The sequence below is a fragment of the Streptomyces sp. NPDC052721 genome (genome assembly GCF_040678315.1).
GTDB lineage: Bacteria > Actinomycetota > Actinomycetes > Streptomycetales > Streptomycetaceae > Streptomyces.
In genome coordinates this window covers 82991-102645 of record NZ_JBFATL010000006.1, presented here as the reverse complement: position 1 = coordinate 102645, position 19655 = coordinate 82991, and the positions used below count along the sequence as shown (strand labels likewise).

The window sequence follows — 19655 nt, the reverse complement described above, 5'->3', positions numbered from 1 at the left end:
GTACGGCGGCGGGGGCGGGGCCGGCCGGGTGGCCGGCGGCGTGTCCGGCGGGGGCGTGGGTGCGGCGGCGGGTCGTCGTCGCCCGGGGTGCCGTGATCGTGCTGCTGCTGGGAGTCTCCGCCGTCTTCGCTCTGCCGACCGCCGCCCTCGCCCTGCCGGCCGGTCCTCCGGCCGCCGCCGACGCGCGCCCGGAGCCGTACACCTTCACCCCCGGAGCCCTGACCGTCGCGGGCACGAAGGGCACCACGGACGCCGCCCTGCTCGACCCCCGCCACACCTACCGCAGCTCCCTGCCCCGCAACGGCAGGCTGTACTACCGCCTCCGCCTGACCGCCACGGACACGGCGTACGTCCCCGTCACCGCCGTACCGCCGGCGGACGCCACCGTCTCCGCCACCGACGGCATCCGCGTCTCGCTCCGGGACGCGAACGGCGCCTCCTGCTTCTACGCCTCCGCCCGCATCGGCGCCGGGCTCAGCCCCCGCCCGGTCACGGCCCTGGCCCAGCGCGAGGCCGGCAAGGCGCTGTGCCAGGGCGGGGGGACGTACTACCTGCTCGTGGAACGCCTCGACGCCGAGGGTTCCGGCGCGGCGGCCTCGGCCGAGCCCTGGGACCTGGAGATCGCGCCCGCCACGGAACCCGGCCTCACGCGGGCCGCGCCCAGCACCGCGCCGCGGACCTGGGACTCCGCCACCCCGGAACCCCTCACCGGCACCCCCCGGGACCGCTCCGGCGGCACCGGTTTCGCCACGGCGCGCCCGGTGGGCCAAGGGATCTGGCGCACCCGTCTCACCCCCGGCGAGACCCGGTTCTACAAGGTGCCGCTGGACTGGGGCCGGCAGCTGCACGCCTCCGCCGACCTGCGCGGAGCCCCGGGCCACGGCTACGTCGGCGGCGCCCTGAACCTCTCCCTCCACAACCCCGTCCGCGGCTACGTCGACGACGCCTCCCTCGGCTACACCGGCGCCCCGAAGTCCGCCACCCTCGCACCGCTCCCGCCGGTGGAGTACACCAACCGGTACGCCGTTCCGGCAGGGGTGACCTCCGTCCGTTTCGCCGGCGCGTACTACCTGGTCCTGCACCTCAGCACGCAGCTGGCCGGCACCTTCGGGCAGGGGCCGTTCGAGGTGACCCTGCGGGTCCGGGTGGGCGGACACGCGCAGGCGGGGCCCGCGTACGCCGGCCGGCCCGTGCCGGACGACGTCTTCACGGTCACCGACGAGGACCGGGAGGCCGCGCTGACCGGGAACACCGGGGGCGGGGCCGGCGACCGGGTGATGCGGCTGGTCGCCGTCGGCGGGATCGGCACGGGCACCGCGCTGCTGCTGGTCCTGGGCGGGTGGACGGTGGCGGCCCGGCGGGCTCACACCCGGGTCAGCGCCCAGAAACCCACGGCGTAGCAGGCGAGCGCCAGCAGCAGGATCGGGATCGCGGCCCTGGCCGGGGGACCGGGCCGCCGGGCCGCGCGCCGCGCCCGACGCCCGCGGGTGGTCGTACGGGGGGCCGATGGGGGCGGTGGAGCCTGCGGGTCGCGGGTGGTGTAGGCGGCGGTGGCGGTGTCGACACGGGGGTCCGGCGCCGGGGCCGGCAGGAGGCCCGGGGGCGTGGCCGGGTGGACCGGTACCTGCTGGGGCTGCGGCAGGCGGAAGCTTCCCGTGTCCGAGAGGGAGCCGGTGTAGGGGGACGTCGTACCCGTCTCCACCGCGGAACTCGGAACGGGGTCGGCCGTCCTGCCGTCGACACGCTCAACCGCCCTGCCCTGAACCGGATCAGCCGCCGCGCCCGAGTCGTCCACCCCGCCCGGAACCAGTTCCGACGCCACGCCGGATGCCTGCTGGAGGGGACCGCCGGGACCGAACCCCGGCGGAAGCGGGCCGAGTTGGTCGAAGATCTCGATGAGTTCGTCGTCGGGACCCGGCTCAGGCAGGAGTTCCGCGGCGGCGGCGAGCGCCTTGCGCGCGCCCGTGGCCGTGCGGAACCGGTCCACGGGATCGGGCTGGAGCAGTGAGGCGACGACCTGCCAGAGCGGTTCCGGAATGCCCTGGGGCGGGCCGGGCGTTCCGTGCTCCAGGAAGTACTGCACCAGCGCCTTGGCGTCGGGCTTGGCGCCTTCGAGGAGGTACAGGGCGACCAGGCCGACGGCGAACAGGTCGGCGGGGAAGTCGGGTTCGGCGCCCAGCATCTGCTCCGGGGCGAGGTAACCGGGCGTCCCCACCACGAGGTTGGTCTCCGTCAGCCGGGGTTCGCCGAGCCGCATGGCGATGCCGAAGTCGGACAGCCGCAGCCGGGGCCGGCCGGTGCCGGTGGCTTCGAGGAGCACGTTGGCGGGCTTGATGTCCCGGTGGACGACGCCCTCGGCGTGGACGGCGGCGAGCCCGGACAGCAGCTGGTCCAGCAGCGTGCACACGAACGCCGGCGGGAGGGGGCCGTAGTCGCCGACCAGGTGCACCAGGGAGCCGCCGGCGACCAGGTCCATGGTGAACAGCACCTTGTCGTCGTCGGCGGCCCAGCTGGCCGGGGCGAGGACGTGCGGGTGGTCGATGCGCAGCGCCTGCTCACGGACGAAGCGGAGCAGGGAGTGGGCGTCGCGCTGCTGGAGGACCTTGGCGGCCACATACCGCCGGCGGCGATGGTCCCAGGCACGCCATACGGCGCCCACGCCACCGCGTCCGATCGGGTCGGCCAGCTCGTACCGGCCGGCGAAGACCTCACCCATGGCAGCCGCCGCTCCTCCCCTGGTCCGACGAAGCCCCCCACGCCCCCGCGCCCCTGCCCCACGTACCCGCGTCCGGCCGGCCCGGACCCCTGCCCGAACCGGCCGCCGGTCAGTTCTGGTGGGACTGGTAGTGCGCGACGGCGTCGGAGGTGCGGCCGGCGCCGTAGACGCGGAGGAACTCGGCGAGTTCGGGGTGGCTCGGGGCGAGGGTGTCCGCGGCGTCGATGATGTCACCCGCGGCGGCCACCGAGCGGAGCAGCGACTGGATCTCGCGCACCACCCGCTTGACCGTGGGCGCACCCGAACTGTTCGTGGTATGGGTGGTGTTGTTGAGCACGGAGCCCCCCTGCGACTTCTTGATCTCGTCCATCCGCTCGGTCGCCTCGGCGGCGCTGACGCTGCCGTCCGCGACCTGGGACGCCAGTTCCTGCAGCAGCTGCACCCGCTGGACCACCGCCGGATTGCCGATCTTCGCGCGCTGGCCGCTCATCAGCTGCGAGAGCATCGGCGCGGACAGGCCCAGGACCGCCGCGAGCCGGGCCTGGTTCAGCCCGAGATCGTCGATGAGCTTGCGGAAGAGCGCCCCCAACGGCTCCCCGTACCAGTTCCGCTGCAGCTCCCGCGCTCTGGCGGTGGCTTCCTGCTGTGCGGCGTCCATTGCGTCTCCCCATCGCTTCCCCTGAAAACCGCGGTTCGCTGTAGCGAACCACGCCGAGCATCTTACGGAGAGTGGTCATCCGCGGGGACCCCCAATCTTTTTGCGGGATACGGGGGGTGACCCGGTACTCTGGTCTGCGGCGCCCGCCGGAACGTGATCCCTCCGGCCGGTCGCTCCTTCCCGGGGCCTTAGCTCAGTTGGTAGAGCGCCGTCTTTGCATGGCGGATGTCAGGGGTTCGACTCCCCTAGGCTCCACCCCGAGAAATGCCCCCTGATCTGCGGAAACGCGGTCTCAGGGGGCTTTTTTGCGCGCATGAAGGACCCTCCGGCCCGATCGATCACGGCCGGAGGGTCTCCTGGTGTCTGCCCGATGTATGCCTGGCGCTCAGACCTCGTCGTCGCGGTCCGCGGCGTCGCCCTCCGCCTGTTTCGCCTGGACCTCGGGGTCCAGGCTCTGGGCGTCGCTGCCGTCCACGGAGGTGATGCGGCCCTCGTCGGGGACCTCCGTCGCCGCGGGCGGTTCGACCAGCCAGTCGGGGTTGGCCTGCTTGTCCCACCACTTCCAGGCCGCGAAGGCGCCGCCCGCCACGGCGGTCAGCACCGCCACCACCTTCAGGGCGCGGCCGGTCCGGGACCGCCGGGCGTTGCGCCGGGCCAGTTTCTGGATGTCCTGGGCCGAGACCTGGCCGCGCAGCGCGGCCAGCGCGGCGGCGCCGCGCGCGGCGGCCTCGTCGCGGACCGGAGCGGTCGCGGCCACGGCGTGTTCGAGTTTCGGACGTGAGTAGGCTGCGGCCTGCCGGGCCGCCTTGCGGGTGCGGACGGCGGCTTCCTGTGCGGCCAGGTCCACCTTCGGCGGTACATGCGTGCGGGCCTGCTCCAGGCGCGGGGCGAGCCGGGCGTCGTACTGCACGCGGGCCTGTTCGGCGGCCTGCGACACCACGGGCGCCAGCCGTACGCGTGCCTCTTGCGCGTAGTACGCGGCACGCTCCTTGGCCGTGTCGGCGTAGGGCGCCACCACTTCCGCGGCGTGCAGCACGCTGTCCTTCGCCGAGCCGGTCGCGGCGCGCACGCTGTCGATGCGGGTCACGGGTTCCTCCTCCTCGGTGGCGTACGGTATTTCGACTTTCCACCCTTTTACGGATCATGCCTGTCCGCGGCCGGTGCGGCATGCGCGGGCGGGCATATGGGTGCCCATCGCCCCCTCCGGCCTGTTCCAGGGCAAGCAGGGGCTTGCGGTCGACACTGCCACGAATCTCCGGCGCGCGCCGCCCACCCGGCGGAAGTCACGGCCGCCCGGCGACGCGCGGACGGGACCGTGGAAGGATCGAAGGTGTCGCGGCGGACGACGACGGAAGGCAGATCGTGGCCGAGCAGCTGTATGCCACCTTGAAGACCACCCTCGGCGACATCGAGGTGCGGCTCTTCCCCCTCCACGCCCCCGTCACGGTCAGAAACTTCGTCGAGCTCGCCCGCGGCGCACGCGAATGGACCCACCCGGGCACCGGCGAGAAGAGCAGGAACCCGCTCTACGACGGCACGGTCTTCCACTCCGTCATCAGCGGTTTCATGATCCAGGGCGGTGATCCCCTGGGCAACGGCCTCGGCGGGCCCGGGTACGGCTTCGAGGACGAGTGCCATCCGGACCTGGCCTTCGACACCCCGTATCTGATGGCCATGGCCAATGCCGGCCCGGACACCAACGGCTCGCAGTTCTTCATCACCGTCACCCCGAGCACCTGGCTGAACGGCAAGCGCACCATCTTCGGCGAGGTCACCGACCCGGCCTCCCGGAAGGTGGTCGACGCCATCGCGAACGTGCCGACCGGTCGCAACGACCGTCCGCTGGCCGATGTCGTCATCGAGACGGTGGTGGTGGAGACGCGCGAGGACTGAGGGGAACCAAATACCCCGCCCGTCCGTAAGGATGGACGGGGCAGGACAGTACCGTCAGGACGGACACGACGAACAAGGGGATCTGATGGACCAGGCCGCAGGGAGCGCGCAGGACGCTGCCCGGAGCGTGCCCGTGTGCTACCGGCACCCGGACCGCGAGACCGGCGTGCGCTGCACCCGCTGTGACCGGCCCATCTGCCCGGAGTGCATGGTCAGCGCCTCGGTCGGCTTCCAGTGCCCGGACTGCGTCCGCGAGGGGTCGGGCACGGGGCACGCGGCGGCGGCGTCCCGGCCGCGCACGGTCGCCGGGGGCACGGTCACGGCCGACCCACGGCTGCTCACCAAGATCCTGATCGGGATCAACCTCGCGGTGTTCATCGCCGTCCAGGCCGACAGCTCCCTCCTGGACCACCTGGTGCTCTACGGCGCCTGGCCCCCTAAGCCGTTCGCACCGACCTCGGGCGTCGCCGGCGGCGAGTGGTACCGCTTCGTGACCTCGATGTTCGCGCACGAGGAGTACTGGCACATCGGCTTCAACATGCTGAGCCTGTGGTGGATCGGCGGCCCGCTGGAAGCGGCCCTCGGGCGGGCCCGCTACCTGGCGGTCTACTTCGTCTCCGGCCTGGCCGGCGGCGCGCTGACCTATCTGCTCACCTCCCCGCAGACCGCCTCGCTCGGCGCCTCGGGCGCGATCTTCGGCCTCTTCGGCGCGACCGCCGTGCTGATGCGCCGGCTCAACTACGACATGCGCCCGGTCATCGCGCTGCTGGTGATCAACTTGATCTTCACCTTCGGGTTCAGCAACATCGCCTGGCAGGCACACATCGGCGGCTTGGTCGCCGGTGTCGTCACCGGGTACGCGATGGTCCACGCCCCGCGCGAGAAGCGGGCACTGGTGCAGTACGGCACCTGTGCCGTCGTCCTGGTGCTGGCGGTGGCGCTGGCGCTGGTCAGGACCGCTCAGCTCACCTGATACCGAACCGTTGTCCACAGGCTGTGGCGGATCTTGTGCATGGCGTGCGGACACAGCTGCGCCCCCTGCCGCTCGGATGTGTTTCCGCAGGTCAGGCAGGGGGCGAACAGATGTATGGGAATCGGTGGGCCAGTCACACCGGCGTCAACGCCCGATGAGTTATCCACAGATCGTAGTTTCTTTTCCCCAGGGGGATTGTGGACAGCACCCCTGGCCTGTGGATAACTCCGCGGATAGCCCTGGGCAGAGCTACTTCCACTGCGTGGAGACGCCGAAGCCGGCGGCGATGAAGCCGAACCCGACCACGATGTTCCAGTTGTCCAGGCTGTCGACCGGCAGCGAGCCGTCGGTCACGTAGAAGACGACGATCCAGGCCAGGCCGATCAGGAACATGGCCAGCATCACGGGCGCGACCCACGCGCGGTTGGTGAGCTTGATGGCCTGCGCCTGCTTCGCCGGCGGCGGCGTGTAGTCGGCCTTCTTGCGGATACGTGACTTCGGCACGAGGGTCTCTCCTGTCGATGCGCTGCGTGGCCGCGCAGGTAACGGGGTCGGGCTCGGGGCAGCGTACAAGGGGCCAACATGACGACTCTGTGTGCTCCCCCGGGCGTCCGTTAGCGTAGTGCTTCCGTGGCGCCGAAGGAGATAAGGGTACGTTGAGCAATTCTGCCGACTCCCCCGGGACGGGATCAACGGGTTCGGGCCCCGCCCGCCGGCCGCGTGTGCGGCCCGTGCGGATCCTCACGGCGGCCGTCTTCGCGCTCGCCGGGCTCATCTTCTTCACCAGCTTCAACACGGCCAGGGGCACGGACATCCGCCAGGACGGCTCCCTGCTGAAGCTGTCCGACCTGATCCAGCAGCGCAGCCGCAAGAACAAGGAGCTGGACGAGTCCAACGCGACCCTGCGCGACAGCGTGGAGTCGCTGGCCGAGAGCGACGACGGCAGCACCAAGGCCGAGGACGAGAAACTCGGCCGGCTGGAGAAGAGCGCGGGCACCCAGAAGCTGACCGGCAAGGCGATCACCGTCACCCTGAACGACGCCCCGCCGGGCGCCACCGCCAAACTCCCCGGTTATCCCGAGCCGCAGCCCGACTACCTGGTCATCCACCAGCAGGACCTCCAGGCCGTGGTGAACGCGCTGTGGCAGGGCGGCGCCCAGGGCATCAAGGTCATGGACCAGCGCCTGATCTCCACCAGTGCGGTGCGCTGCGTCGGCAACACCCTGATCCTCCAGGGCCGCGTGTACTCACCGCCGTACAAGATCACGGCGGTCGGGGACCCGGACCGGCTGAAGCAGGCGCTCGCCGCGAGCAAGGCGATCCAGACCTACATGGTCTACGTCAATGTGTACGGCCTCGGCTGGAAAGTCACCGACGACGGGACGGTGACTCTTCCCGGCTACTCCGGCACAGTGGATCTGCGCTACGCGAAGCCAGTGGGATAGACGTCCGTCCGGGAGCCGCCGGTGCGCGTGATCGTCAGGACCGTCAGCGAGCTGTGCATCACCGTCGGCACCGTGATCGTGCTCTTCGTCGTCTATGTGCTGTTCTGGACGGGCGTGCAGGCCGATCGGGTGATGGGCGACCAGATCGACCGGTTGCAGCAGCAGTGGTCGCGGGGGAACGTCCAGCCGGAAACCGTGGCGGCACCCAGAAGGTATGAACCGGGCGCCCCCTTCGCGATCATGTACATCCCGCGGCTCGGTTTCACGTGGAACAAGCCGGTGCTGGAGGGCACCGGCACCGGCACCCTGAAGAAGGGCCTCGGCCACTACGCGAGCACCGCGCGGCTCGGCCAGAAGGGCAATTTCGCGGTGGCCGGGCACCGGCGGACGTACGGCGACCCGTTCAAGGACTTCCCCCGGCTCCGGCCGGGCGACGCGGTGGTGCTCACGGACGGGACGACCTGGTTCACGTATCGGATGGACAAAGGCCCCTACAAAACAGTGCCGACCGATGTCGAGGTGATCGATCCTGTCCCCCGTAAGTCCGGGTACACGCGTCCGGGCCGGTATCTGACGCTGACCACGTGCGATCCGGAATGGGGGCACAGTCACCGGCTGATCGTCTGGGCGCACCTGGATTCCACACAGCCTGTGGAGGCAGGCGAACCGAGGGCTCTGCGCCGTTAGTCTGGTGACGTACGGCGTGGGTCTGGTGCCGTAGGGGATACGGAAGGGACGGCATGTACGGCTGGATCTGGCGGCATCTGCCGGGCAACGCGTGGGTGAAGGCCCTCATCTCCCTCGTACTGATCCTGGCCGTGGTCTACGTCCTCTTCCAGTACGTCTTCCCGTGGGCCGAACCGCTGCTGCCCTTCAACGATGTGACGGTGGACAACCAGTGAGTGCGCGGATTCTCGTCGTCGACAACTACGACAGCTTCGTCTTCAACCTCGTCCAGTACCTGTACCAGCTGGGCGCGGAGTGTGAGGTCCTGCGCAACGACGAGGTGTCGACCTCGCACGCTCAGGACGGCTTCGACGGCGTGCTCCTGTCGCCCGGGCCCGGGACCCCCGAGGAGGCGGGCGTGTGTGTGGACATGGTCCGGCACTGCGCGGCCACCGGGGTGCCGGTCTTCGGGGTGTGCCTCGGCATGCAGTCGATGCAGGTGGCGTACGGCGGTGTGGTCGACCGGGCGCCCGAGCTGCTGCACGGCAAGACCTCGCTGGTCGAGCACGAGGGCAAGGGCGTCTTCTCGGGCCTGCCCTCCCCCTTCACGGCGACCCGCTACCACTCCCTGGCCGCCGAACCGGCCACGGTCCCGGCCGAGCTGGAAGTGACCGCCCGCACCCACGACGGCATCATCATGGGCCTGCGCCACCGGGAACTCCCGGTGGAGGGCGTGCAGTTCCACCCCGAGTCGGTGCTGACCGAGCACGGACACCGGATGCTGGCCAACTGGCTGGCGGAGTGCGGCGACCACGGTGCCGTGGCGAGATCGGCGGGGCTCGCCCCGGTGGTGGGCAGGGCCACGGCGTGACCGCGCTGCGCCCCGAGCGCGAGGACTTGTACGGCGGCGAGAGCCCGTACGAGTCCTCCGGCGGTGCGCGGCCGTACGAGTCCTCCGGTGGCGCGCGGCCGTACGCCGGGCGGCGGCAGGATCCGCCGACGGCTCCGATGCCCCGGCTCACCGAGGAGAACCTGACGGTGCCGCCGCCTGCTCTCGGCGAGGACCTCACGGCATCCCTGCCTCCCGTCGACGAGGAGACGATGGCGCTGCGGATTCCGCGGCCGGCGGGGTACGGCGCGCGGAGCGACGCCACTCGGACAGGCACAGGGGCCTCTGGAGCCCCATCAGCCGCTGAGGCCACCCGAGTCACACCCGGCGGCCGTGCGGCCCGGAGAAGGGCAGCCAAGCGGCGTGGTGGGCGGCACGGCGGGGCCAGGGACGTCCGTGAGCCGGCGGCTCCCCCCACGGCACGGGACCCGCAGCGGCCCCTGAGCCGGGTGGAGGCCCGGCGGCAGGCCCGGCTGCGCAAACCGAGCCCGGCGACCGTCGCGAGCCGGGCGATCGGCGAGGTGTTCATCACCACCGGCGTCCTGATGCTGCTGTTCGTCACCTACCAGCTGTGGTGGACGAATGTCCGAGCGCACGCGCAGGCCGGCAGCGAGACGCACCAGCTCCAGGACGACTGGGCCAACGGCAAGCGCAATCCGGGCGTCTTCGAGCCCGGGCAGGGCTTCGCCATCCTGCACATCCCGAAGCTGGACGTGGTGGCGCCCATCGCGGAGGGCGTCAGCAACAAGAGGGTGCTCGACAAGGGCATGGTGGGGCACTACGGCGAGGCCCCGCTGAAGACGGCGATGCCCGACGCCAGGACCGGCAACTTCGGTCTCGCCGCGCACCGCAACACGCACGGTGAGCCGTTCCGGTACATCAACAGGCTCAAGGCCGGCGACGCGGTCGTGGTCGAGACGCAGGACACCTACTTCGTGTACAAGGTGACCTCGATGCTTCCGGTGACCCCGCCGTCCAACACCAGCGTGCTGGACCCGGTCCCGCCGGGCTCCGGCTTCACCGCGCCCGGCCGCTACATCACCCTCACCACCTGCACGCCGGAGTTCACCAGCAAGTACCGGTTGATCGTCTGGGGCAAGATGGTCCAGGAACGCCCGCGCAGCAAGGGCAAGCCGGACGCGCTCATCGAGTAGGGCTCATCGAGTAAGGGCAGAGGACACAGTGGCAGCGACCGCCGACGAGACCGAAGAGACCACGGACGCGTCCGAACCGGACCCGGATCCGGCTCCGCGCCGGCGCCCCGGCCGGATCGCGCTGGCGGTCAGCGTCTTCGGGGAACTCCTCATCACGGCGGGCGTGCTGCTCGGCCTGTTCGTCGTCTACTCGCTGTGGTGGACGAACGTGATAGCGGACCGCAAGGCGGACCGGCAGGCCGGCAAGGTGCGCGAGCACTGGGCCGAGCAGCAGCAGTCCGGTCCCGGCGCGCTCGACACCAAGGACGGCATCGGCTTCCTGCACGTGCCCGCGATGCGCAACGGCGAGGTGCTGGTCGAGAAGGGCACGGACACGGACGTCCTCAACGACGGTGTGGCCGGCTACTACACGGACCCGGTCAAGGCCACGCTGCCCACCACCGGCAAGGACGGCAACTTCTCCGTAGCCGCCCACCGGGACGGGCACGGCGCGAAGTTCCACAACATCGACAAGCTGAGGAAGGGCGACCCGATCGTCTTCGAGACGCGGGACGACTGGTACGTCTACAAGGTCTACTCGGTCCTCCCCGAGACCTCGAAGTACAACGTCAAGGTCCTCTCCGCCGTCCCCAGGGAGTCCGGCAGGAAGAAGCCGGGCCACTACATCACCCTGACGACCTGCACCCCCGTCTACACCTCCCGCTACCGGTACGTGGTGTGGGGGGAGCTGGTCCGCGTGGAGAAGGTGGACGCCGACCGGACGCCGCCGAAGGAACTGCGCTGAGACGCTGAGACCGCGCGTGGGCCCCTGCCGGGATTCCCGGCAGGGGCCCACGCGCGTGCGGGACGCGTCAGCCGGTGATGCCGCCGAAGAAGTTGCCGCCGCCGTTGCCGCCGCCGTTGTTGCCGCCGTCGAAGTCCGCGGTCGTCAGGACGATCTGCGTGCTGCCGGGGTCGCCCTGGGTGCCCTGCGGCGGGGTCTGGAGGACGACCCGTGCTTTGTCGTCACTGGGTCCGTTGACCTGGATCTGGGTGAATCCCTGCTGTTGCAGGATCTGCTGGGCCTCCTTCAGGGGCTTGCCCTGCACGTCCGGCACCGGCTTCTGCTGCGGTTGCTGCGCCTTGCCCACGTTGATCGCGACGGGGGTGTTCTTGGAGACCTGCTGGCCCGCCGCCGGGTTCGTGTTCTGGACCTTGCCGTCCTGGGCGGGGTCGGTGACCGGGGTCTCGGTGCAGCTGGAGTTCGGCGCCAGGCCCTTGGCCTGGAGTTCGGCCTTAGCCTCGTCGCAGGACTTGCCGCTGACGTCGGGGACGGTGACCTTCTCCTCGGCCTTGGCGACCGTGAGGGTGATCGTGGTGCCCTTCTCCTTGCGGGAGCCGCCCTCCGGGTCCTGGGTGATGACGACATCGGGCGTCTGGGTCGACACCTGGGTCTTCTTCTCGACCTGGAAGCCCCGTTCCTTGAGCTGGGCCTCGGCCTGGTCGAACTGGATGCCGCGCACGTCCGGCACGGTGACCTTGGGGGCGCCCGTGGAGATCACCAGGTCGACCGTGCTGTTCTTCTCGACCTTCTGGCCCGGCTCCGGGTTCTGGGAGCACACGTTGCCCGTGGCCTGGTTCTCGCAGGCCTTCTTGGTGACCGACACTTTGAGGTCGACGTTGCCGGCCATCTTGCGGGCCGTCTTCTCCGGCTGGCCCACGAACGACGGCACGGGCACCTTGCCGTCGCCCCCGCCGTCACCGCCGAACGCGTACATGCCGATCAGGATCGCGCCGACGAGGACCAGCAGGCCCGCGACGACCAGCAGGATCGTGGAGCTGTTGGACTTCTTCTGCTGGCGGCGGCGGTCCGGGCGCTCGTCGTAGCCGTAGCCGCCGTCGTCGGGGTTCATCGGAGGGAGCATGGTGGTCGCTCCCCCGCCCGGCTCCGAGCGCAGGGCGGTCGTCGCCTGGTCGTCGGGGTAGCCGCCGTAGCCGACCGCGCCCATCGCGGCCGTGGCCGCGACCGGCTGGCCGTCCAGGCACGCCTCGATGTCGGCGCGCATCTCGTCGGCCGACTGGTAGCGGTAGTTGGGGTCCTTGACCAGTGCCTTCAGGACGATCGCGTCCATCTCGGGCGTGATCTCGGGGTCGAAGACCGACGGGGCCTGCGGTTCCTCCCGGACGTGCTGGTAGGCCACGGCCACCGGGGAGTCGCCCACGAAGGGGGGCCGTACCGTCAGCAGTTCGTAGAGGAGGCAGCCGGTGGAGTAGAGGTCCGACCGGGCGTCGACCTGCTCGCCCTTGGCCTGCTCCGGCGAGAGGTACTGGGCGGTGCCGATGACCGCCGCGGTCTGGGTCATGGTCATGCCGGCGTCGCCCATGGCGCGGGCGATGCCGAAGTCCATCACCTTGACCTGGCCGTTGCGGGTCAGCATGACGTTGGCCGGCTTGATGTCGCGGTGGACGATGCCGTTGCGGTGCGCGTACTCCAGGCCCTGGAGGATGCCGATGGTCATCTCCATGGCGCGCTCGGGCAGCAGCTTGCGGCCGGAGTGCAGCAGCTCGCGGAGCGTGGAGCCGTCGACGTACTCCATCACGATGTACGGGATGGAGACTCCGTCGATGTAGTCCTCGCCCGTGTCGTAGACCGCGACGATCGCGGGATGGTTGAGCGAGGCGGCCGACTGGGCCTCCCGGCGGAACCGGGCCTGGAAGGACGGATCGCGCGCGAGGTCCGCGCGCAGCGTCTTCACCGCCACGGTGCGGCCGAGCCGGGTGTCATGCGCGAGGTAGACCTCCGCCATGCCACCGCGGCCGAGCACCTGGCCCAGCTCGTACCGGCCGCCGAGGCGACGCGGCTCTTCCATAGCTACCTACCAGCCCTCTCCGTCGGTCTCGGCCGCGCACCCCTGTGCGCGGCCGGAGGCTGCCGTCCGGGCCTACCGTACCCGGCTCGCTGTGTGTGACCTGGCCAAGCCCGTAACCCGATACAGGACCGGTATCGCAACGTGCGGCGATGTGAAGGAGGTGTGAGCGGGGTCACTCCCGGTGGCCGGCGCGGTCACTTCTTGGAGTCGATGACCGCCTCCATGACGTTCTTCGCGATCGGCGCGGCCAGGCCGCCACCGGAGATGTCGTCGCGGTTGGCGCTCTCGTCCTCGATCACCACGGCCACGGCGACCGGCGAGCTGCCGTCGCTGAGCTTGGCGTAGGAGATGAACCAGGCGTACGGGTTCTCGCTGTTCTCGACGCCGTGCTGTGCGGTACCGGTCTTGCCGCCGACCGTGACGCCGTCGATCTTCGCGCGCGTACCGGTGCCCTTCTCGACCACGGTCTGCATCATGTCCTGCAGGATCTGCGCGTTCTTCGGCGACAGCGGCCGGCTCAGCTCCTCCGGCTGGGTCGTGGCGACCGGGTCCAGGTTGGAGGACTGCAGCGAGTCGACCATGTACGGCTTCATCAGCTTGCCGTCGTTGGCGACCGCGGAGGCGACCATGGCCATCTGCAGCGGGGTGGCGGCGGTGTTGTACTGGCCGATGGAGGACAGCGCGGTCTGCGACTGGTTCATGTCGTCCGAGAACACCGAGGCGCTGGATCGGACCGGGGTGAACTGCTCGGCGTCGAAGCCGAACTTCTTCGCTTCCGCGAGCATCTTGTCGTTGCCGAGGTCGGAACCGATCTTGCCGAAGACGGTGTTGCAGGAGTACTGGAGCGCGACCCGCATGGTCGCGTTCTCGCACGGGATGTTGCCCTCGTTCTTCAGCTGGGTCGTGGTGCCCGGCATGGTCCACGGCAGCGGCGAGTCGGTCTTCTCGTCGGCCGAGGTGTACTTGCCGTTCTCCAGCGCCGCCGCGGCCGTGACCACCTTGAAGGTGGAGCCCGGCGGGTAGGTCTCGCGCAGCGCCCGGTTCAGCATCGGGTCGCTGGGGTTGTACTTCTTCTGGAGCTTCTTCCAGGCCGCGGCGTCGTCGTTGGTGTTGCCCGCGAACGACGAGGGGTCGTACGACGGGTAGGAGGCCAGCGCCAGTATCTTGCCGGTGGAGGGCTCCAGGGCGACGACCGCTCCCTTGCCGCCGCGCTGCTTCAGACCCTCGTACGCCGCCTTCTGCGCGGCGGCGTTGAGCGTGGTGACGACGTTGCCGCCCTGCTGCTCCTTGCCGGTGATCATGTCCAGCGTCTTGCGGAAGAACAGCCGGTCGTCGTCGCCGGTGAGGATGCCGTCCTCGATGGACTCCAGCTGGGTGGCGCCGAAGGCCTGCGAGGCGTAGCCGGTGACCGGCGCCCACATGGGGCCGTTCTTGTACGTGCGCTTGTACTTCAGGTCGTTCAGACCGGTCTTGCTGGTCAGGGTGGACCCGGTGATCGGGTCGCCGCCCGACACGATGATGTCGCCGCGCGGGGTGGCGTAGCGGGCGATGGTGACGCGGCGGTTGTTCGGGTCGTCCTTGAGCTTGTCGGCCCGGACGTACTGCAGGTAGTTGTCCCGCAGCAGCAGGGTGAGGACGAGGAGGCCGCAGAAGATCGCGATCCGGCGCAGGGGCTTGTTCATGACGGGCGGACCACCTGGGTCATCTCGGCGTCGGGGTTGGCGGCGGGGGCGGGCGCCGGGCGGCGGGCGGTGTCGCTGATGCGGATCAGGACGCCGATCAGTGCCCAGTTGGCGATGACCGACGAACCACCGTAGGCGAGGAACGGCATCGTCATACCGGTCAGCGGGATGAGGCCCATCACACCGCCGGCCACGACGAAGACCTGGAGCGCGAAGGCGCCGGACAGGCCGATGGCGAGCAGCTTGCCGAACGGGTCGCGGGCGGCGAGGGCGGTGCGCACGCCGCGCTCCACGATCAGGCCGTAGATCAGCAGGATCGCCATGATGCCGGCCAGGCCCAGCTCCTCGCCGAAGGTGGCGAGGATGAAGTCGGAGTTGGCGGCGAACCGGATCAGCTCGGAGTGGCCCTGGCCCCAGCCGGTGCCGAGGGTGCCGCCGGAGCCGAACGCCCACAGGGCCTGCTGGAGCTGGTCGGAGTGGACACCGGCGACGCCGGGGGTGCGGCTGAGCGTGTACTCGCGCATCGGGTCGAGCCAGGCCTGCACACGGACCTTGATGTGCGGCTCGAAGCTGGCCACGCCGATCGCCCCGACGGCGGACATCAGCAGACCGAAGACGATCCAGCTGGTCCGCTCGGTGGCGACGTACAGCATGATCACGAACATGCCGAAGAACAGCAGCGACGTACCGAGGTCGGTCTCGAAGACGAGGATGAGGATCGAGATCGCCCAGACGACGAGGATCGGGCCGAGGTCGCGGCCGCGCGGCAGGTACAGGCCCATGAAACGGCGGCTGGCGAGCGCGAGCGCGTCGCGCTTGACCATCAGGTAGCCGGCGAAGAACACGGCCAGCACGATCTTGGCGAACTCACCGGGCTGGATGGTGAAGCTGCCGATCGAGATCCAGATCTTGGCGCCGTACACGTCCGCGCCGAGGCCCGGGACCAGCGGCAGGAGCAGCAGGAACAGCGCGGCCACCATGGAGATGTAGGTGTAGCGCTGGAGCGTGCGGTGGTCCTTGAGGAAGATCAGCACCGCCACGAACAGCGCGATGCCCATCGCCGTGTAGATCAGCTGGTTGGTCGCCTTGCCGCCCGCGACATGGAGCTGCTGGAGCAGCTTGGACTGGTCCAGCCGCCAGATGCACACCAGTCCGAGCCCGTTGAGCAGGGTGGCGAGCGGCAGCAGCAGCGGGTCGGCGTACGCGGCGAACTTCCGTACGACGAGATGGGCGACGGCGGCCAGCAGACCGAGCCCGAGGCCGTAGCTCAGCAGGCCCGCGGGGACCTGGCCGTCGATGGCCAGGCCCACGTTCGCGTAGGCGAACACGGGGATGGCCACGGCGAAGACCAGCAGGGCCAGCTCGGTGTTGCGGCGGCTCGGCGCGCCGATCGCGCCGATCGTGGACGTGTGGTGCGTCGGCGAGTTCGTAGTACTGCTCATCGTGTGACAGGGCCTCTCACGGCTTGCCTACTGCTTACCGCACAGCGAGACGACCTTCTGCTCATCCTCCGAGAGAGTGGGGCCGGGGCTGGGGGTCGCGGACGGGGTCGTGGACGGAGACTTCGAAGGCGACGCCGGGGACGTCTTCGAGGCCGACGGGTTCGGGGTCGTGCTCGGCGTCGGGGAGGCCTTGACGAAGGCGGTCTGCGTGGTCGTGCCGGTGCCACCGGAGCTGTTGGTGCCGCCGGTCTTGTCCTGGCCGGTCTTGTCCTGGCCGTTCTTGGCCTTGCTGGCGCGCTCGGCCGCCTGGCGCTCGGCCTGCTTGCGGCAGGCGGAAGCCTGTACGGCCAGCTCCTGGACCTTCGTCTGGGCCGCCTGCAGGCCGCCCTCCGCGATCGTCGCCTTCACCTGCTTCTGCTGGTACGGCGGCAGGTACTTGAGTTCGATCTCGGGGTGGTCCTTCTCCACCTTCGACAGCGACACCCAGGCCAGGTCCTGGCTGATCCCGCGGTACAGCGCGACGTGCTCGTTCTTGGCGCCGACGTAGTACTGGGTCTGCGTCCAGCGGTAGCCGCCGTACAGGCCGCCGCCGACGACGGCGAGGGCGAGGACGCCGTAGAGCGAGGTCTTCAGCCATCTGCGCCCCTTGCGCGGCTTGGTGAAGTCGTCGTCGGCGTAGTCACCGAAGCCGCCGGCCGGGATGTAGCCGGTGGTGTCGCCGGAGCCGGGCGGGCCGAACTCGCCGCCGCCGTGCCCCCGGCCCTGACGGCCCAGGTGGGAGGCGCGGCCGGCCGGGGTCTGCATGATGCCGTTGTCGTGCAGGTGGTGCTGGTTCTCGGCGACGGCGCCGACCACGACGGGCTGGTCGGACAGCTGCCCGGCCAGGGTGTCACCGGTGTCCAGGTCGAGCACGTCGGCGACGATGACCGTGATGTTGTCGGGGCCGCCGCCGCGCAGCGCGAGCTGGATCAGCTCCTGCACGGTCTCCTGCGGGCCCTGGTAGCTGGCGAGGGTCTCCTCCATCGTCTGGTGGGAGACCACGCCGGACAGGCCGTCGGAGCAGATCAGATAGCGGTCGCCGGCCCGGACCTCGCGGATCGACAGGTCGGGCTCGACGTGGTCGCCGCTGCCGAGGGCGCGCATCAGCAGCGAGCGCTGCGGGTGGGTGGTGGCCTCTTCCTCGGTGATCCGGCCCTCGTCCACGAGCCGCTGCACCCAGGTGTGGTCCTGGGTGATCTGGGTGAGCACACCGTCACGGAGCAGGTACGCGCGCGAGTCGCCGACGTGCACCAGACCGAGCCGCTGCCCGGTCCACAGCAGCGCGGTGAGGGTCGTCCCCATGCCTTCGAGCTGGGGGTCCTCCTCGACCATGGCGCGCAGCTGGTCGTTGGCGCGCTGCACGGCCTGGCCGAGGGAGGTGAGGATGTCGGAGCCGGGCACGTCGTCGTCGAGTGTGACCAGGGTGGAGATCACCTCGGAGGAGGCGACCTCGCCCGCCGCCTGGCCGCCCATGCCGTCGGCGATGGCGAGCAGGCGCGGACCGGCGTAACCGGAGTCCTCGTTGCCCTCCCGGATCATGCCTTTGTGCGATCCGGCGGCAAAGCGCAGTGACAGACTCATGCGCACCTCGCCCGTCGGCTCCGGGTACAGCCGGTCGTGTCGAGCCACACTGCCCACCCTCCGGTTGGGAGCGCGCCGGAGACCGGGTGGCGGCCTGCCGCTGCGTGCTCGCTCCGCTCGCGCTCATTCATGACGTAGCACTACTTCCGCAGCTCGATTGCGGTCTTGCCGATGCGGATCGGCGCGCCCAGCGGGATCGGTGTGGGGGTCGTCAGCCTGGACCGGTCCAGGTAGGTGCCGTTGGTGGAACCGAGGTCCTCGATGATCCACTGGCCGTCACGGTCCGGGTAGATCCTGGCATGGCGGCTGGAGGCGTAGTCGTCGTCCAGCACGATCGTGGAGTCGTGCGCCCGGCCCAGCGTGATCGTCTGGCCCTGCAGCGCGACGGTGGTGCCGGTCAGCGTGCCCTCGGTCACGACCAGCTTGGTGGGGGCGTTGCGGCCACGCCGGCCGCCGCCGCCCTGCTGGCCGCGCTGCGGCGGGGGCGTGGCCTGCTGCCGGGCCTGCTGCCGGCCCGGCTGCTGCGGCCGGGCCGCCTCCCTACGCGATCCGCGCTGGGTGACGCGCGTACCGAACAGGTCGCTCCGGATGACCTGCACGGCCACGATCACGAACAGCCACAGTACGGCCAGGAAACCCAGCCGCATGACCGTGAGGGTCAGCTCTGACATTGCCCCCGCTTCACCCTTCGGCTTGCCTATAGATAACGGTGGTGCTGCCCACGACGATCCGCGAGCCGTCGCGGAGCGTAGCGCGGGTGGTGTGCTGCCCGTCCACCACGATGCCGTTGGTGGAGCCGAGATCCTGGATCGTCGAGGGCGTTCCGGTCCGGATCTCGCAGTGCCGGCGGGACACGCCGGGGTCGTCGATCCGCACGTCGGCGTCGGTGCTGCGGCCCAGCACCAGCGTCGGGCGGGAGATCTGGTGGCGGGTGCCGTTGATCTCGATCCAGTAGCGGGTGCGCGCGCCGCTCATCGGGGCCGCGGCCGGCCGCTGTGTGGCGGGCTGCGGGTAGCCGTACCCGCCGGGGCGGGTGCCGGGCGGCGGTGCGGACGGCATCGGGGGCGCGCCGGCGGGCGGGGCGGCCGGCGGGTAGCCGTAGCCGCCGGGGGCGCCCGCCGGGGGGCGGCCGGCCGCCGGCGCGCCGGGAGCCGGGGCGCCGGGCTGGCTGCTGGAGGAGGCGAGGGTGCGCGAGCGCACCCGGTACAGGCCGGTGTCCAGGTCGTCGGCCTTCTCCAGGTTGACCTTGATCGGGCCCATGAAGGTGTAGCGCTGCTGCTTGGCGTAGTCGCGCACCATGCCGGCCAGCTCGTCCCCGAGCTGCCCGGAGTAGGGGCTCAGGCGCTCGTAGTCCGGCGCGCTCAGCTCCACGATGAAGTCGTTGGGTACGACGGTCCGGTCACGGTTCCAGATGGTGGCGTTGTTGTCGCACTCCCGCTGGAGCGCTCCGGCGATCTCCACGGGCTGGACCTCGGACTTGAAGACCTTGGCGAAGGTGCCGTTCACCAGACCTTCGAGACGCTGCTCGAACTTCTTCAGGACTCCCATGGGGCACCTCCTCCGTCCCTGCCGTCGTCTTGCCTGATCTGTGCCGCTGCCTTGGCCGCTGCTCGGCCGCCGCTCGGGCGGCTGTCCTGCCGGGTACTGCTGGTACTGCTCACTGATCGT

At 70.4% G+C, this 19655-nt stretch carries 19 protein-coding genes and 1 tRNA gene; 10 read left to right on the top strand and 10 right to left on the bottom strand.

Features of this window, described 5'->3' with window-relative positions; genetic code table 11:
- Positions 1-59 precede the first annotated feature (59 nt).
- A complete protein-coding gene (locus AB0L21_RS08580) occupies positions 60-1400 on the top strand; it encodes a hypothetical protein (RefSeq protein WP_365782939.1) in 1341 nt (446 codons plus the stop codon).
- On the opposite strand, the gene AB0L21_RS08575 is transcribed toward AB0L21_RS08580, so the two are convergent.
- Positions 1364-2716, bottom strand: coding sequence for a serine/threonine-protein kinase (locus AB0L21_RS08575; RefSeq protein WP_365782937.1), 1353 nt, complete (start codon positions 2714-2716; stop codon positions 1364-1366). The genes AB0L21_RS08580 and AB0L21_RS08575 overlap by 37 nt on opposite strands.
- Before the next feature lie 109 nt (positions 2717-2825).
- Positions 2826-3374: a DNA-binding protein gene (locus AB0L21_RS08570; protein WP_365700120.1), complete on the bottom strand. Its 549-nt coding sequence runs from the start codon at positions 3372-3374 to the stop codon at positions 2826-2828.
- A 182-nt stretch (positions 3375-3556) separates the two neighbouring features.
- On the opposite strand from AB0L21_RS08570, the gene AB0L21_RS08565 reads away from it, so the two are divergent.
- A tRNA-Ala gene (locus AB0L21_RS08565) sits at positions 3557-3629 on the top strand.
- 130 nt (positions 3630-3759) lie between these two features.
- Here AB0L21_RS08565 and AB0L21_RS08560 read toward each other — a convergent pair.
- Positions 3760-4461, bottom strand: coding sequence for a DUF5324 family protein (locus AB0L21_RS08560; protein WP_365782935.1), 702 nt, complete (start codon positions 4459-4461; stop codon positions 3760-3762).
- A gap of 275 nt (positions 4462-4736) precedes the next feature.
- Here AB0L21_RS08560 and AB0L21_RS08555 point away from each other — a divergent pair, with 275 nt between their 5' ends.
- Both AB0L21_RS08555 and AB0L21_RS08550 read left to right on the top strand, forming a co-directional pair.
- Positions 4737-5267 carry a peptidylprolyl isomerase gene (locus tag AB0L21_RS08555; protein WP_365700116.1) on the top strand — a complete coding sequence of 177 codons (531 nt, stop codon included), beginning with the start codon at positions 4737-4739 and terminating at the stop codon, positions 5265-5267.
- An 85-nt stretch (positions 5268-5352) separates the two neighbouring features.
- Entirely contained in the window at positions 5353-6240 is an 888-nt protein-coding gene (locus tag AB0L21_RS08550; protein ID WP_365700114.1) for a rhomboid family intramembrane serine protease, read from the top strand.
- 249 nt (positions 6241-6489) lie between these two features.
- Here AB0L21_RS08550 and crgA read toward each other — a convergent pair whose 3' ends face one another.
- On the bottom strand, positions 6490-6744 hold the full coding sequence (crgA, locus tag AB0L21_RS08545; RefSeq protein ID WP_059250060.1) for a cell division protein CrgA: 255 nt from the start codon (positions 6742-6744) through the stop codon (positions 6490-6492).
- Positions 6745-6896: 152 nt separating this feature from the next.
- Between crgA and AB0L21_RS08540 the strand changes: the two genes are divergently transcribed.
- The 6 genes from AB0L21_RS08540 to AB0L21_RS08515 are packed head-to-tail and all read left to right on the top strand — an operon-like array spanning position 6897 to position 11178.
- A complete protein-coding gene (locus AB0L21_RS08540; RefSeq protein WP_365700112.1) occupies positions 6897-7685 on the top strand; it encodes a DUF881 domain-containing protein in 789 nt (262 codons plus the stop codon).
- A gap of 21 nt (positions 7686-7706) precedes the next feature.
- Complete coding sequence (locus tag AB0L21_RS08535; RefSeq protein WP_365700110.1) at positions 7707-8372, top strand: class E sortase; 666 nt, start codon at positions 7707-7709, stop codon at positions 8370-8372.
- Between the two features lie 53 nt (positions 8373-8425).
- Positions 8426-8587 (top strand): hypothetical protein, encoded by a 162-nt coding sequence (locus AB0L21_RS08530; RefSeq protein ID WP_030609287.1) that lies wholly within the window; start codon positions 8426-8428, stop codon positions 8585-8587.
- Positions 8584-9222: an aminodeoxychorismate/anthranilate synthase component II gene (locus AB0L21_RS08525; RefSeq protein WP_365700108.1), complete on the top strand. Its 639-nt coding sequence runs from the start codon at positions 8584-8586 to the stop codon at positions 9220-9222. The genes AB0L21_RS08530 and AB0L21_RS08525 overlap by 4 nt, the downstream gene beginning before the upstream one ends.
- The gene (locus AB0L21_RS08520; protein ID WP_365782933.1) at positions 9219-10394 is read left to right on the top strand and encodes a class E sortase; all 1176 of its coding nucleotides are present in this window, start codon (positions 9219-9221) and stop codon (positions 10392-10394) included. Before AB0L21_RS08525 ends, AB0L21_RS08520 begins: the two co-directional genes overlap by 4 nt.
- Before the next feature lie 28 nt (positions 10395-10422).
- Positions 10423-11178 carry a class E sortase gene (locus AB0L21_RS08515; RefSeq protein ID WP_365782931.1) on the top strand — a complete coding sequence of 252 codons (756 nt, stop codon included), beginning with the start codon at positions 10423-10425 and terminating at the stop codon, positions 11176-11178.
- A gap of 67 nt (positions 11179-11245) precedes the next feature.
- Here AB0L21_RS08515 and pknB read toward each other — a convergent pair whose 3' ends face one another.
- The 6 genes from pknB to AB0L21_RS08485 all read right to left on the bottom strand — a co-directional run bounded on the left by pknB (position 11246) and on the right by AB0L21_RS08485 (position 19535).
- Entirely contained in the window at positions 11246-13243 is a 1998-nt protein-coding gene (gene pknB, locus AB0L21_RS08510; RefSeq protein ID WP_365700103.1) for a Stk1 family PASTA domain-containing Ser/Thr kinase, read from the bottom strand.
- Positions 13244-13437: 194 nt separating this feature from the next.
- Complete coding sequence (locus tag AB0L21_RS08505) at positions 13438-14925, bottom strand: penicillin-binding protein 2 (protein ID WP_365782929.1); 1488 nt, start codon at positions 14923-14925, stop codon at positions 13438-13440.
- A complete protein-coding gene (locus tag AB0L21_RS08500) occupies positions 14922-16367 on the bottom strand; it encodes an FtsW/RodA/SpoVE family cell cycle protein (protein ID WP_365782927.1) in 1446 nt (481 codons plus the stop codon). Before AB0L21_RS08500 ends, AB0L21_RS08505 begins: the two co-directional genes overlap by 4 nt.
- Positions 16368-16394: 27 nt before the next feature.
- Positions 16395-17987: a Stp1/IreP family PP2C-type Ser/Thr phosphatase gene (locus tag AB0L21_RS08495; RefSeq protein WP_365783062.1), complete on the bottom strand. Its 1593-nt coding sequence runs from the start codon at positions 17985-17987 to the stop codon at positions 16395-16397.
- A 140-nt stretch (positions 17988-18127) separates the two neighbouring features.
- A complete protein-coding gene (locus AB0L21_RS08490) occupies positions 18128-18658 on the bottom strand; it encodes an FHA domain-containing protein (protein WP_365700097.1) in 531 nt (176 codons plus the stop codon).
- Positions 18659-18668: 10 nt separating this feature from the next.
- The gene (locus AB0L21_RS08485) at positions 18669-19535 is read right to left on the bottom strand and encodes a DUF3662 and FHA domain-containing protein (protein ID WP_365700095.1); all 867 of its coding nucleotides are present in this window, start codon (positions 19533-19535) and stop codon (positions 18669-18671) included.
- Between the last annotated feature and the right edge of the window lie 120 nt (positions 19536-19655).

Excerpts from the sequence above, each read along its gene's own strand:
- AB0L21_RS08485 (WP_365700095.1), bottom strand. The coding sequence starts at position 19,535 with ATGGGAGTCCTGAAGAAGTTCGAGCAGCGTCTCGAAGGTCTGGTGAAC.
- AB0L21_RS08500 (WP_365782927.1), bottom strand. The coding sequence starts at position 16,367 with ATGAGCAGTACTACGAACTCGCCGACGCACCACACGTCCACGATCGGC.
- pknB (WP_365700103.1), bottom strand. The coding sequence starts at position 13,243 with ATGGAAGAGCCGCGTCGCCTCGGCGGCCGGTACGAGCTGGGCCAGGTG.
- AB0L21_RS08505 (WP_365782929.1), bottom strand. The coding sequence starts at position 14,925 with ATGAACAAGCCCCTGCGCCGGATCGCGATCTTCTGCGGCCTCCTCGTC.
- AB0L21_RS08550 (WP_365700114.1), top strand. The coding sequence starts at position 5,353 with ATGGACCAGGCCGCAGGGAGCGCGCAGGACGCTGCCCGGAGCGTGCCC.
- AB0L21_RS08570 (WP_365700120.1), bottom strand. The coding sequence starts at position 3,374 with ATGGACGCCGCACAGCAGGAAGCCACCGCCAGAGCGCGGGAGCTGCAG.
- AB0L21_RS08575 (WP_365782937.1), bottom strand. The coding sequence starts at position 2,716 with ATGGGTGAGGTCTTCGCCGGCCGGTACGAGCTGGCCGACCCGATCGGA.
- AB0L21_RS08490 (WP_365700097.1), bottom strand. The coding sequence starts at position 18,658 with ATGTCAGAGCTGACCCTCACGGTCATGCGGCTGGGTTTCCTGGCCGTA.
- AB0L21_RS08530 (WP_030609287.1), top strand. The coding sequence starts at position 8,426 with ATGTACGGCTGGATCTGGCGGCATCTGCCGGGCAACGCGTGGGTGAAG.
- AB0L21_RS08495 (WP_365783062.1), bottom strand. The coding sequence starts at position 17,987 with ATGAGTCTGTCACTGCGCTTTGCCGCCGGATCGCACAAAGGCATGATC.